Source organism: Rhodococcus sp. 14-2483-1-1 (assembly GCF_002259335.1).
GTDB lineage: Bacteria > Actinomycetota > Actinomycetes > Mycobacteriales > Mycobacteriaceae > Rhodococcoides.
In genome coordinates this window covers 152075-165756 of sequence record NZ_NPFX01000022.1, presented here as the reverse complement: position 1 = coordinate 165756, position 13682 = coordinate 152075, and the positions used below count along the sequence as shown (strand labels likewise).

Here is a 13682-nt window from a genome sequence, read left to right as displayed (position 1 = left end):
CTCACACAAGGTGACTCAGATGAATCAGAACATGACCCTGTCCGCATTGACATCGATGACCGGCCTCGATGTCTTCGACTATCTCGACAAGGAGATCTCGGTGCCGATCATCGACGGCATGCAAGCCCAAGGCGACCTCATCGTCGTTCCGTATGCGCTGCTCGAAGGCGTCGTCTCCACCGGGATTTGGACGCGCATCGACGCGGTGCCCCTGTCCGGAATCGAGTTGCTGCGCAGCGCAGCGGGCGGAAATCCCCACAGCCTCGTAGCCGACGGCGGCCGATGCACGTGGTCGACACCGGTGAGCGATACGCGGCGTCTGGCGCTCGGAATTCTCGACAACACAGTGACCGCCTACCTGATCCACCCCGAACACGGAGCCACCGGAATTGCCCCGGGCCGCTACGTCATCGGCAGACAACGTGAGCGTGCTCGAGGTGGGTACTTCGAGTCGACGCAGTTGGTCGCCGACTGAGTGCGGCTCGGCCGCGCTGCTCCTTGCCCATTCGGAAATACGGGTGGGCAGGGAGCCACGACCTCAACGTCCGGCAGGGCCGCGTACCAGGGTTCTGCATACTACGATTCTGAGATGATTGCCCGATGCATCGAATCCGGCAGATCTCCGCGCTCGTCGCGCTGACACTGCTCGCGGCAGCATGCGCCGACGACCCTCCACCCGAGCCGACACCGGTGGTCGTGGCCTTCGACGACGGATGGGGCCAGCTGTTCGTCATGAACATCGACGGCTCCGGCTTGCGTCAGGTCACCCCGACCGTGGGCGAAGACAGCCGCGACCCGAACTACGGGAACGACGCCGCCCTCTCCCCCGATGGCGAGCAACTCGCGTACGCCCGAGGCCGGTTCATCGAGATCCTCGACCTCGAGTCGGGTGAATCGAGGTCGGTGCACGAAGGTGGCTACGAACCGGCTTTCTCACCGGACGGATCCAAGATCGCGTTTACCTCGAACGGCAGCATCGACATCATGAACGTGGACGGATCCGACGCACACGTCATCGCGCAAGAAGAGTCGGCCTTCGGAGCGACATTCTCCCCGGATGGCTCACGGATCGTCTACGTCACCGGCGGCTACCTGAACGAAGTGTCTGTCGACGGCGGAGAATCGACAGTGCTTCTGCGCGACCAGTTCTGGAACTCCGACCCGGCCTTTTCGCCCGACGGGTCGACACTCGTCTTCTCCAGTAACCGAGGCGGTAACAACGGCTCCGAGATCTACGCAACGCCCTCCGGCGGAGGGGAGATCACTCCCCTCACCGATACCTACGCCGTACATCCGAAGTTCACGCCCGACGGCTCGCGCATCCTGTACGACCGGGCGGTCACACAGGCGGGTGAACTGGTGACCGACGTCGCTACCGGCTCTCAGCCCGAGATTGCATCGATGAACCCTGACGGGTCCGACCAGAAACGGCTGACTCCACGCTCTCTGAGCGGTCAGATGCCGACCGTGGGCGGGGGGCGTTGATCCGCGAGCGACAATCGCTGTTGCCGTGGAGTGACGATGGGCAGGTCGTCGAGGACGACCTGGCCGTCATCACCGTTGGATCAGTCAGTCAGTGCAGCGGACAGGCGGTATCGAATGTGTAATCGGCGAGCTCGGTCAGGCGGGGAAATCCGCGCTACGAGACAGCGTTTCGTTCGACCGGATGTCGCCCAGGTTCTGTTCCAGCGCGTCGATCACAGCGTCGTACCCGCTGTTACCCAGGATCAGCCGGCGTGGCGGCGGGTCTTGGGCCATCGCTGCGATCACCGCACGGGCACCGCGACGCGGATCGCCCGGTTGCACCCCGTTCATGCCGACGAAAGCGGCACGGACCTCGTCCAGCATGTCGTGGTATTCCGGAATCGCTTCCGCGACGGGCTCGTCGGCGAATCCGGCGTAGGCGTTCGTGCGGAATGCCCCTGGTTCGACCGCCAACACGGAGAGACCCTGCCCGGCGACCTCCTGGCGCAGCGCGTCGGTGACGGCCTCGATCGCGTACTTCGTGGCGCTGTAGTAGCCGAATCCGACCGCCGCCAGAAGCCCGGCCACCGAGGACACATTGACGATCCACCCGCTTCCGCGGGTGCGCATACCTGGTAGCACTGCTCGCGTGACGGACAGTACTGCAAAGAAATTCAGCTCGAACATCGCCCGAATCGAGGTTTCGTTCATTCCCTCGATCGATCCGTACCAGCCTCGGCCTGCGTTGTTGACCAGCACGTCGATGCCGCCGAAATGCTCTTCGGCTGTTCGTACGGCCCGCAGTACCTGTGCCGCGTCGGTGACATCCATGGGCACGACGAGAATGCTGTCACCGTACTTGTCGGCCCACGAGGCGAGTTCCCCTGGACGCCGGGCGGTGAGTACCACGCGGTCCCCCGCCTCCAGCGCCACCTCGGCGTACGCCATACCGAAGCCGCCTGGTGTGCCACCGGTGATGAACCATCGTTTGCTCATGGCTCGATCACCAACCGGTTGATCTGTGCGCCGTCCAGGGTGAAGCGATAGTGCAGATCGACAACGCCCCCTGGGAAATTGCCTTCCAGGTGCTGCGTGACGTCGACAGTCGTGCCGGTCGTGGTCGCGCCGGTGAACTCTGTTGTGTAGGTGTACTCACTCGCACTGACCGAGGCGGTCAGCCAGGCCTCGATCTCGTCGCGGCCCGAGTGGTCGTGGCCCTCATCGGTCACCACGGCATCTGCGGTGAACACGGTGAGGGCTCGGGCGCCTTGGCGGGCGTCGAGTGCGGTCATGAACTTCTTTACGGTGTCCGGGAGTCCATCCCATTCTGTGGTCATGACACCACGGTGATGCCTACCCCAGGGGGAAGGTCAACACTGGGTCGGCACACTGTTGTATGTGCCCGACTCTCACCTTCACGTGGTCTGGGAAGCACTCCCCGCGGTTGCTGGGACGGACCGCAGAAAACAACGAGCGGACTCCAGGCGATCGGCATCGTAGTGATTCCATTTCGCGGCAGGGACATCCTGGCGTCCCACTTCACGGAATCCCCGTCGGCCGAAGAAATCTGCAGCCTCATCGCTGACGGTCACTGCGAACAGGTTCGCGATCCCCCGCTCGCGACAGAGATCCATCAATCCGTCGATCAGTAGGCCCCCAGCGCCGAGACCGGAAAACTCTGCGACCGTGATCAAGCCCGACACCTCGCCGAATCCTGTCCCGGCGTATCGGTCCACCTCGAGTCCGACGATGCCGGCCAGGTGCCCGGTGCGTAGGACCCGAGCTCCGAGCCCACCGGCAGCCATCCTCGCAATCTCGATCCGGCTGCGCCGCTTGAGAACACCTTCGCGGACTCCCTGCGCGACCAGCGCCTCGATTGCTGGAAAATCGTCCACCTGAAGCGAGGCCAAATGGAGGTACCGCCCCTGGGTCAGGACGGTGCCGCGGCCGTCGAAGGTGAACAGCTCGAATTCGAGATCTTCTGCACGGCAGAGGTTTACGCTGTATGCACCGCCTGCAAGCGCGTCCTGTGCCGCGTACGGGAAATCCTCGAGCCCTCGTTCGGCCAGGTGACTGGACAAACGTTCGCGGTGCACGTCGATATCCGCGAAGCTTCGAGGTGGAGTCCCCCAGCCGCCGCCCGGATCGGTGAGCACCATCTTGGATGCCCGAACGCTTGCAGCTACAGACCCGGCCGTGCGCGCGACGTCGGACGCCTCGGTCCCGATCACAACGCATTCCGAGTCCGCGATAGCGAGCCACAGACGGGCAACTGCCTCGTCGGTCCACGCCGTCGAACCGTCCATGGCCAGACCACCGATCGCAGTGGCGGTCTTCGAAACGCAGTCGGAAGGAACGACAAAAATGAACCGCGTATCCCCCGTACCGAACTCACCCACCGTGCGGCTGACTGCTTGCAGCCCAGCGGCGCTCACGACGGGTAAGGCAACCACGATGGTGACCCCACGGAACTCTTCGATGAAGAAGTCACGCTCGGAAACAGGTACGCCACTGGACGTCAGTTCGACCGCAGCCTCCAGCGGTGCAGTCCGTCTCGTCCTCACTGTGCGCGGATTTGCTCGAAAGTCGTCGTTCGTCATGATTGCTTCAGTCTGGACTGTTCCCAGTGCACCCCGCAACGCGTCCGAATCTCGGTACCTCTTAGGCGGAGTCGACCGAACCTGATCAGCGATTGTTGGACGGAGCTCGACTCGCCGCAGCGGACGTCGCTTGTGTGCCTGGTTCCGGTGACCAGTACCCGTACCGCAGCGCCTGGGCGTAATTCGTCAGCGCCCACCGGCCGTTCTGGAGGGGCTCGTCGGCTATGCGGTTCACCGCCGTTCCAAAAGGAGTGCAACCGCAGGCACCGCCTTTCCGGCGCTGGTGAGGGCAAGCGCCAGATATCAGGCGACGAGTGGGTCGTCGGGTCGGTCGTGGCGGGCCTCGGCCAGAACGTCGATCGCCTCATCGAAATTCGACGAAAGCTGTACTTCGCGAGCGTGTTTCATCGAGATCGGACGTGATCTCGACTATCGGTCGTCCGATGGAACAGTTTCCGCTCGAGTCGACCAGATGCCGTGTCCATCTGCGTCATATCCGTTCTGAGCCATCCTGCGCCCTCGTACACACCGACGGCACGTTCGTTGTCGTCGATTACCCACAGCTCGCAGGTATCGCATCCGACGGAACCGGCATGAGTGTCGACCGCGTGCAGCAAGCATGTGGCGATCCCCCGCCCCCACATTTCCGGATCGACTGCCAGATAGAAGACTTCCAGAACGTCGCCCTGAACGGCGCACAGTACGAAACCGACAATGTCGCCCGCGCACTCGGCCACGAGAGCACGGGCATCGTCCAGTTCGATCCTTCGCCGAATGCCGTCCACCGCCCGTGACACGCGTGTCGGTTCCGCGCATCCGTCGCGCAGGTCAGTCGAGCGAACCCAGATCGACGCCAATTTCTGCGGATCATGTACGTCCTTGGCGTCGACCGAGCGGATGACGACGTCGACGGACTCCATGGAATCAGGATATGTGCCGCCGATGCCGCGTGCGCGATATTCTCGGCCCATGGCAACCGACCCCGCAGTCAGAGTCTCACGGCTGCGAACGTTGATCGACCACCCCCGCACAGGCAGCTCGGAACGGGACACGGCGCAGCGCATGCTGAATCGGATACTTCGCACCTCGCGGCCGATCACCGACACTCATCGACAGTACGGTTCGAGCCACGGCCGTCTCGGCCGACATTCGGGACTGGACAGCATCGCCGAGATGATTCGCGACGACATCACGATGGCCCGCATCTACCGTCCCTCCGCTACCGAATCCTCCGGGATCACCCCAGTCGATCCAGTTCGCGACGCACCCAAAGACATTCGGATCGAAGTCGACGTACACCACGGTTGCGAAATCGTCGTCACGATCAGCTGCATTCCACCCGCTTGGGGCTGGTTCCGCGACAGCGGAATCGATATCTACTCCCCTGCGCTTCGCGCTCTCGTGGACGAGCTCGCATCGATCGTCGCCGGCTTCGACCATTCCGGGGACGACATCACGAACAGATTCTTCGGTCGAGTTCGCGTCGAGGACACCACTGTGGTGTGGTGACACTTCCGTAACTCCCGGAAGTTCTGAGAGGCGAACGACCACATGACAACGCTATCCACCCGAGCGGGGGCGGCCCCGTACACCAAGCTTGTCCTACGACTGTACGACCTGTGGGTGATCCGACTGTCGAACAGTTTCGGATGGCGTTGCAACAGAGCTCATTTCGTCGATCTCTACCGTCGGCACATCGGCCACCGTCACCTGGAGGTCGGCCCTGGATCCGGCTGGGCCCTCGCCAACATCGACCTGCCCACCGATATCGACCTCACCCTCCTCGACCTCAACGCCAACTCGCTCGATCACACGGCATCCCGACTGGATGTTCCGCTTACGCTGATCGAACACGATGTTCTGGTGCCATTGGACAAGAGCATCGAAAAGTTCGACTCGGTGTCGATCAATTACGTTCTGCACTGCCTCCCCGGCGACTGGTCCACCAAGGCTGCTGCCCTGACAAACCTCGCGGAGAAGCTGACGCCGGAGGGAGTGCTGTTCGGATCGACCGTGATCGGTGCGGACCAGAGCTTCACCGTCCTCGGCAAGGCGCTGATGTTCGCCTACAACCAAACCGGCGTGTTCGGAAATCGCCAGGACGATCTGCCCGGCCTTCGCCGGTCACTGTCCGAAACATTCGAGCAAGTCGAGGTGACTATGGTCGGCAATGTCGCGATCTTCGTGGCTCGACAGCCTCGCACACGACCGTAGACCCCGAAGGACCGTCGGCGCGCCTCCGAAGCCGCACCCGTTGCCATCAACTCCGCCTGTGCACGAGTGTTGTCCACTACGCCGGCCGTCGCTCGGATTCATGCGTGTCGAGCAGATAGTTCGGGGCCCGTCGTGGCAATCGTGCACACGCACCGCACCCGCCGAATAGCATTGGCTCGGCAGTGCTCGGATCACGGGCGAGCCGGATCGGAGGACCGGTGAACGATCTCACGGGCGATCCGGTGAGCCTTCGGTCGTTTCTCGATCGATTCCCGGACTTCGCTTCCCTGTCCGATTTCTCGGGAAAAATCCTCTATATCAATCCTGGAGGCTTGGAACTGATCGGATCGACGAGCCTATCCGCTGCCATGGAGTTGAGTGCGCTCGAATTCCTCACCTCGGGTGGGCTCGATCTCGCGGCAGATATCGGTGACGGTCTGCGCATCGACGGAAGATGGGAGGGATACTGCGAATTACGCCATCAGGTGACCGGTGCCGCAATTCCGGTGATGGTGACCGCCTATTCGATCGATTCCGGCGACGGTGGGCCCGACTTGGTTGCATCCATCATTCGTCATCGTCACACCGCCGAACAGCGCAATGCTCGGATGGCCGCCGATGTCCTCCTCGCAGGTCGGCATGCTCGAGAGCAGAAGGCTCTTGCCGATCTCAGCAGATTCGCCGTCATCGCAGACCTACCGACACTGCTCACCGCCGCCACCGATACCGCCGCAACCTTGATCGGTGTCGGAAACTCGGCGATTTCCCATCTCGAACGCCCGGACGATCCTTACCTGACCATGGACGCAGCAAGCGGCGCACTCGGTATACGGCACGATGTTCCACCGGGAGACGGGTCGCTGATGGGGTTCGTCCTGGCGAACTCCGAGCCGGCCGTGTGCAACGACCGCACTGTCGAGACGCGTTTTCGCACCGAGACGATGGCTGCTTTCGGGCTGCGCAGCGGAGTGGGAGTTCCGATCTTCGACGTTGCCGGCGCCGCCTGGGGTGTGCTCACAATCCACAGCGTGGAGGCCCGTCTCTACCGCGACGAGGAGGTGTCGTTTCTCGGTTCCGTCGCTGGGATCGTCTCCGCGGCAATGAGAAGGATCGATCTGGAACGCCAGCTGAGACGACGCAGTACACACGACGCACTCACCGGTCTGCCGAACCGAACGCTCGCCTACGACGTCATCGACGCTGCGCTGGTTCGCGCGCGGCAACAGTTCGGCACGGTTGCGCTGCTGTTGCTCGACATCGACGACTTCAAGATCATCAACGACAGCCTGGGCCACGATGCCGGTGACAGGGCGCTGGTCAAATTCGTCGATCGACTTGCCTCGGCAATTCGGGAAGCCGATACAGTTGCGCGCCTTGGCGGAGACGAGTTCCTGATCGTGTGTGAGGGAGTGGACAGCGTCGAGCATGCGAAAGAACTCGCGCGGCACATCTCGAGTTCGATCGCGGTGCCGTTTTCTGCCGTCGACGTTCCGATTCCCCTCAGCGCGAGTATCGGCATCGCTGTGTCCGACCGGAATTCGACGCGACAGGAGCTCATTCACCGTGCGGACCTGGCCATGTACCGCGCGAAGGACAGCGGTACTGGCGGCCATGCCGTCTTCGATCCAACCGATCTCTACGACGCCGATCGCATCAGGTCACTCTCGATAGATCTCAGGGCGGCCTTGAAAGCGAACGAACTCACGCTGGCTTATCAACCGCTGGTGGAGATCGCGACTCGGAAGGTCGTTGCGGTCGAGGCGCTGGCTCGCTGGAATCACCACCACCTCGGACCGATAGAACCCAGCGAATTCGTCAGCGTCGCCGAGAGAACGGGCCTTGCAACGCCATTGGGCACCTGGGCTCTTCGCACCGCGTGTGCCGCTGCGGCACGATGGCGCACGTTCTCCGACATCGTCGTTCGCGTCAACGTCAGCGCACTCCAGCTTCGAGATCCGGATTTTCCGAAAGAGGTTGCGTCCGTGTTGGCAGACACGGGACTTCCCGCTTTCGCCCTCGGTTTGGAGGTCACCGAAACCGTCTGGGTCGCGGACACCGAACGAGTCGCCGACACCGTCTCCACGCTGCATTCGATGGGTGTCACTCTGCTGCTCGACGACATGGGAAAGGGACACAGTTCCATGTCGTATCTCGACCGCTATCCCATGTTCGAGAGTTTCAAGATCGACAGGTCGTATATCGCCCGGCTGCCGGCCCCACGCGCCTGCGCCATCATCTCGGCGATCGTCGCACTCGCCCGGGCATTCGATGTCACCGTCGTCGGGGAAGGGGTCGAGACCGAGGAACAACTCGAGGCATTGGCCGCTGCCGGATGCGATTTCGCCCAGGGGTTCCTGTTGGGACGACCGGTCGATGCCGACGCGATCGCAGACTTGCTGCTCACCGATCCATGAGTGACGAGCAGCGACCACGTTCGTGATAACGTGCCGAAGCAGAGCTACTCGCATAGCCACCCCAGCTGCAGCAGGCACCCGCGTCGCCTCCGCCAGCGCTCGACGGGCAAGGTCTTTTACGGATCTGCGATCGAAGACCTTTTTGTTCGTTGCTGCACGCCGTGTCCTCGACCTCCGACCGGTGCAGTGGTGCCGCGGGGCCGCTGCACAGAATTCGGAACTAGGGTGACCAAGAACCACGCCGAGAAGCGAGCAGCACGAGCCTACGCACAATCGCACCTGCTCCCCTACCGTCAGGCTCTGACGTCGGTGAAAGCGGCCCGTGCCGATCGCGCATCGTTGTCGCCTTTCGCGGAGCGCCTGCTGATCGAGGCCGTGGAGGGATGTGGAATTCGCCACTGGGCGCGTGTCGAGGAATGGGACGGCGTCGCTCGGGCGGCGATTACCGACCTCGGCGGCGAGCGGTTCGTACTCACCGTCGACAGCGTGCTGATCGTGCTGCGTGAACACCTCGACAACAATCCGACACTGCAGCCGAATGACATCGACAGCTACTTCGCCGACGAGACCGTGCAACGCATCCTGTTCGGCGGCATCATCTACCGACTCGAACTTCATCGCGGCAGAGGTCTCGTAGCGTGATCCTGGAATCGTATGAGCTGTCTCGCAGTCTCTTCGATGATGGTCGCTGCAGACGACGTGTAAATCCTGGATTTCCGCACGAGTTGATCTGCGCCAGCGGCAAGCAAGCCGGTTCCGGCAAGAACAAGACATCCAGGCAGTAGCACAGACGTGCGATCGGGCCATGGGTTCGGAAAGCGAGGATCACCTCTTTCCACTTTCAATGTATAGCGCACCCCGGGGCTTGCGGCAAGACCCCGTACAGGGCTCAGAATGGCTCGCTACCGTCATGAATCAGTCGATCGGAGTTCTGTGAATCCTGTGCGCCCACGCGTCTTCGACCTGCCCGATAGTCTCTCTCGCAAGCGCGATCCAGAGCTGATCGAGGTTGATCAGCAACACTTTTCAGAAATCTGTTCGAGTATCGAGACGTCTCGATCCGATACGACGGATCGGCTGAACACCATCCAGAAGTCGTCGGGCCGGATGGGCCAGGAGGTGATGGAGCGAGACTTCGAGGTCCATCGTCTGCGCGGGCGTCTTCGTTCACTACATCGCTACGGGATCGATCTGTGCCTGGGTCGCATCGTGCCCGTCGACTCGGACGAGCCCGTCTACATCGGGCGCCTCGGACTGTTGGGGAACTCGGGCGAGCAACTTCTGGTGGACTGGCGCTCCCCCGCTGCCGAGCCCTTCTTCGGTGCCACCCACGCCAACCCCATGGGGCTCCAGAGTCGCCGACGCTATCGATGGACGAACGGCGTCATCACGGATTACTGGGACGAGGTCTTCGACTCGACGGGGATCGACTCCGATGCGGCGCTCGACGATCAGTCGGCATTCATCGCCAGCTTGGGTACCGAACGTTCGGCGCGGATGCGGGACGTACTGGGCACAGTGCAAGCGGATCAGGACGCGATCATCCGAGCAGATGCGCGCGGAGCTCTCGTCGTCGACGGTGGGCCGGGAACCGGGAAAACGGTTGTCGCTCTTCACCGTACTGCCTATCTTCTGTACACGGATTCACGCATAGGACACAACCGGGGCGGAGTTCTGTTCGTGGGCCCGCACGAGCCGTACCTCGCCTATGTCTCCGACGTCCTGCCGAGTCTCGGCGAAGACGGTGTACACACCTGCACCCTCCAGGACCTCGTTTCAGAAGGAACGAACGCAACAGAAGAGCCCGATCCTGCTGTGGCGCAACTGAAGTCCACTCTCGGAATGATCGACGCAATCGCCGCGGCCGTCGCGTTCTACGAGCAACCGCCCACCCAGAACATGATCGTGGAAACAGAATGGGCCGACCTCAGACTCACCCCGGACGATTGGATCGAAGCGTTCGGGGCAGCCGAGCCCGGTACTCCGCACAACGAGGCACGAGAACAGATCTGGGACCTACTCCTCACAATTCTCACGGAGCGATACGACGGCGACGAGTCCACCCAGGAAGTACGACGGTCTCTGCAGCGCAACGAGCATCTACGTCGGACGCTCGAAAGATCATGGACAATCATCGAGGCCGCCGACCTCGTTGCCGACTTGTGGAGCGTGCCGGCGTATCTCCGTCGATGTGCACCCTGGCTGAGTGCCGAGCAGGTGCGCATGCTGCAACGAACCGATCCGACGCGATGGACACTGGCCGATCTACCCCTGCTCGACGCTGCGCGCATGCGGCTCGGAGATCCCGAGCATGCGCGGCGCACGCAACGCCGCGAGGCAGCGTCGGCAGTCGAGCGGACGCGGATGGATCGCGTCGTCGACGAACTCATGGCTGCCGACGACGACGACATGATGGCTGCACAGCTTCGCCAGGACGGAATTCGCGATGCGCTCGTCGATCGAGCCGGATTCGAGGAGATCCCCATCGACCCACTGGCCGGACCGTTCGCACACATTGTCGTGGACGAGGCTCAGGAGCTGACGGATGCGCAGTGGCACATGGTGTGTCGCCGCTGCCCTTCGGGCAGCGTCACTGTCGTCGGAGACCGCGCGCAGTCGCGTCGTGGGTTCTCCGAATCCTGGCTCGAACGGCTCGGACGAGTGGGGATCGACCACATCGACATTGCCACCCTCGGCGTCAACTACCGCACCCCGCGAGAAGTGATGGCGGTGGCCGAGCCGGTGATCCGTGCAGTGTTGCCGGACGCCAACGTCCCGGTATCGATTCGCAGCAGCGGTGTGCCTGTCGAGTACGGCAACTCGGCAGATCTGTCGTCGATCCTGGAAAGGTGGATGGAATCGAACGCCAGCGGAATCGGCTGTGTCATAGGCGATCCTACGTTCGCGGGATCGGAACGCATACGCTCACTGACGCCCCAACTGACCAAGGGACTCGAATTCGACCTGGTCGTCCTCGTCGACCCGGAGTCGTTCGGGTCCGGAATCGCCGGTGCTGTCGACCGATACGTGGCAATGACACGAGCTACCGGGCGGCTGACAATTCTGACCTCTCAGCTCGAGGCCGGGTTCAGGACGTCCAGTACCGCGTGAATTGCGGGGCTCGCATTCGCACTGTGCCTCCAAGCCGCCTGCACCTCACGTGTGGGAGTGCGTGCCGGTGACACTGCAACGAGGTCGGCGCTCAGAACCGGCCGTGCGAGACGAGGAACGAGCGCAAGAACGTCGTCCCCTTCGACCAGTGCGAGCTGGGTCGAGAAATCATCGACGAGATGGCGAACGACTACGTCGGTGGGTGTGTCGGCGAACAGTCGACGGAACCACTGATGGCACACCGTCCCCGCCGGGCTCGTCACCCACGGGTAGCGGGCGAGTTCGGAATGGGTCAGCGCAGACTCGCGTCCGGCGAGTGGATGAGTACGTTTCATGATCACGTCGCCGTAGTCGGTATGGATCGGTCGTCGGACGATCGAGGGCGGCGCCGCTGCCGGTACACCGTCGGCGTCGTGCACCAGCGCCAAGTCGGCGGCACCCGCGTGGACGCTGTGCAGGGCGCGATCGGGATCTTCCTCGCTGATGTGGACGGTCAGATCGGGATACCGCCGGTGCAGTCGGCTCAGCGCAGGTGCCACCAGACCGCGAAGGGCGGTCGAGAAGCCGACGAGGCGCACGACCCCACGAGCGACGCCTTCGTCGGCGGAGCGCGCCGACTCAACGCAGCGCTCGAGGGCATGGAACACCTCGTCCGCAGAGTCGACCACCGCTCGACCGGCCGGGGTGAGTACGACGCCTCGGCCGGCCTGCGCCAGCACCGGCGTCCCGATCTGCCGTTCGAGCCGCTTGATCTGCTGGGAAATGGCCGACGAGGTGTATCCGAGCTCGTCGGCCGCCCTGGCCAGGGTTCCCGTGGCAGCGACCGCGCGCAGGGCATGGAGTGCGTTCACATCGATCATGAAGCAACACTACGCAATAATGCCGATAATCCATCGCTGGACCGTAGGTGTTGGGCGGACCACACTCACCTGGTGACCAATTCCGCGCCTTCTTCCTCGTCGATTTTCGGTACCAATGTCGTCGCCATGGTGACGCCCATGCACCCGGACGGAACTATCGATCGCGTCGGCGTCGATGCACTGCTCGTGCACCTGCTGTCGACCGGATGCGACGGAGTCGTCGTCGGCGGCACCACCGGTGAAGCACCGACACTGACCTCCCACGAGCTGTCGGGGCTGATCACGCAGGCCCGAGAGCACTCGAACGATGCCTTTCGGGTGATCGCCGGACTCGGTACCAACGACACGGCGGCGGGAATGGACATGGCTCGGTCCGCTGCAGCGGCCGGTGCCGATGCACTACTGATCAGTGCTCCCCACTATTCGCGCCCCACCCAGGCGGGCATTGTGGCGCACATCGTCGACATCGCCGGAGCAGGTGGGCTTCCCGTCATGGTGTACGACGTCCCGGCGCGCACGGGCATCGCCATCGAGCAGGCGACGTTGATCGAACTGTCCCGGCATCCCTCGATCAGGGCTGTCAAAGACGCAAAGGGCGACCTCTACGAAGCCATGACCGTCATGGCCTCGACGGAGCTTGCCTACTACTGCGGAATCGACGAGCTTGCCCTCGCTTATCTCTGCTGTGGCGCAACAGGATTGGTCAGTGTCACCGGCAACGCCGTGGCCGACCGGTACGCCGAGATGATCGAAGCCGTCCGGACCGGCGACCTGGATCGAGCAAACGCAGTACAGCGGGCACTGTTGCCGCTCACCGACGCCGTCATGCGTACGACGCAGGGAGCCATCATGGCCAAGGCTGCACTGGTCAGGATCGGTGTGCTGTCCGACGCAACCGTCCGCCGTCCACTTCTCGAATCGTCGACGACCGACCTGAGGCGATTGGACGCGGCACTGCGCGCCACCGGAATCGATCAGGAATCGAGAAGCGTGGGCATTCCGGTGCGACTAGCCTGACT

The 13682-nt window shown here is 62.9% G+C and carries 13 protein-coding genes; 8 read left to right on the top strand and 5 right to left on the bottom strand.

From position 1 onward, the window contains the following. Nucleotides 1-19: 19 nt before the first annotated feature. Together CH294_RS21820 and CH294_RS21815 are read left to right on the top strand one after the other, a co-directional pair. On the top strand, nucleotides 20-475 hold the full coding sequence (locus CH294_RS21820) for a hypothetical protein (RefSeq protein WP_094739066.1): 456 nt from the start codon (nucleotides 20-22) through the stop codon (nucleotides 473-475). 125 nt (nucleotides 476-600) lie between these two features. Continuing rightward, nucleotides 601-1485, top strand: coding sequence for a PD40 domain-containing protein (locus CH294_RS21815; RefSeq protein ID WP_094739065.1), 885 nt, complete (start codon nucleotides 601-603; stop codon nucleotides 1483-1485). Nucleotides 1486-1620: 135 nt separating this feature from the next. On the opposite strand, the gene CH294_RS21810 is transcribed toward CH294_RS21815, so the two are convergent. From CH294_RS21810 to CH294_RS21795, 4 genes are all read right to left on the bottom strand, one after another. Next, complete coding sequence (locus tag CH294_RS21810; protein WP_037150399.1) at nucleotides 1621-2460, bottom strand: SDR family NAD(P)-dependent oxidoreductase; 840 nt, start codon at nucleotides 2458-2460, stop codon at nucleotides 1621-1623. Then, nucleotides 2457-2801, bottom strand: a complete 345-nt coding sequence (locus CH294_RS21805; protein ID WP_141216533.1) for a nuclear transport factor 2 family protein — start codon at nucleotides 2799-2801, stop codon at nucleotides 2457-2459. Before CH294_RS21805 ends, CH294_RS21810 begins: the two co-directional genes overlap by 4 nt. Nucleotides 2802-2879: 78 nt before the next feature. Next, nucleotides 2880-4064, bottom strand: a complete 1185-nt coding sequence (locus CH294_RS21800) for a GNAT family N-acetyltransferase (RefSeq protein WP_094739173.1) — start codon at nucleotides 4062-4064, stop codon at nucleotides 2880-2882. 404 nt (nucleotides 4065-4468) lie between these two features. Continuing rightward, nucleotides 4469-4984: a GNAT family N-acetyltransferase gene (locus CH294_RS21795; protein ID WP_170944813.1), complete on the bottom strand. Its 516-nt coding sequence runs from the start codon at nucleotides 4982-4984 to the stop codon at nucleotides 4469-4471. A 49-nt stretch (nucleotides 4985-5033) separates the two neighbouring features. Here CH294_RS21795 and CH294_RS21790 point away from each other — a divergent pair, with 49 nt between their 5' ends. The 5 genes from CH294_RS21790 (at nucleotide 5034) to helR (ending at nucleotide 11803) form a co-directional block, all read left to right on the top strand. Further along, nucleotides 5034-5573, top strand: a complete 540-nt coding sequence (locus tag CH294_RS21790) for a hypothetical protein (RefSeq protein ID WP_032403449.1) — start codon at nucleotides 5034-5036, stop codon at nucleotides 5571-5573. A gap of 42 nt (nucleotides 5574-5615) precedes the next feature. Continuing rightward, complete coding sequence (locus CH294_RS21785) at nucleotides 5616-6278, top strand: class I SAM-dependent methyltransferase (RefSeq protein ID WP_094610347.1); 663 nt, start codon at nucleotides 5616-5618, stop codon at nucleotides 6276-6278. A 218-nt stretch (nucleotides 6279-6496) separates the two neighbouring features. After that, a complete protein-coding gene (locus CH294_RS21780; protein WP_094739171.1) occupies nucleotides 6497-8692 on the top strand; it encodes a GGDEF domain-containing protein in 2196 nt (731 codons plus the stop codon). 225 nt (nucleotides 8693-8917) lie between these two features. After that, on the top strand, nucleotides 8918-9334 hold the full coding sequence (locus CH294_RS21775) for a hypothetical protein (RefSeq protein WP_094739064.1): 417 nt from the start codon (nucleotides 8918-8920) through the stop codon (nucleotides 9332-9334). A gap of 300 nt (nucleotides 9335-9634) precedes the next feature. After that, a complete protein-coding gene (helR, locus tag CH294_RS21770) occupies nucleotides 9635-11803 on the top strand; it encodes an RNA polymerase recycling motor ATPase HelR (RefSeq protein ID WP_212709822.1) in 2169 nt (722 codons plus the stop codon). Here helR and CH294_RS21765 read toward each other — a convergent pair. Further along, nucleotides 11764-12663, bottom strand: a complete 900-nt coding sequence (locus tag CH294_RS21765; protein WP_094610416.1) for a LysR family transcriptional regulator — start codon at nucleotides 12661-12663, stop codon at nucleotides 11764-11766. The two genes, helR and CH294_RS21765, sit on opposite strands and share 40 nt — an antisense overlap. Nucleotides 12664-12735: 72 nt before the next feature. Here CH294_RS21765 and dapA point away from each other — a divergent pair, with 72 nt between their 5' ends. Then, the gene (gene dapA / locus CH294_RS21760; RefSeq protein WP_037150386.1) at nucleotides 12736-13680 is read left to right on the top strand and encodes a 4-hydroxy-tetrahydrodipicolinate synthase; all 945 of its coding nucleotides are present in this window, start codon (nucleotides 12736-12738) and stop codon (nucleotides 13678-13680) included. The last annotated feature ends 2 nt before the right edge of the window (nucleotides 13681-13682 follow it).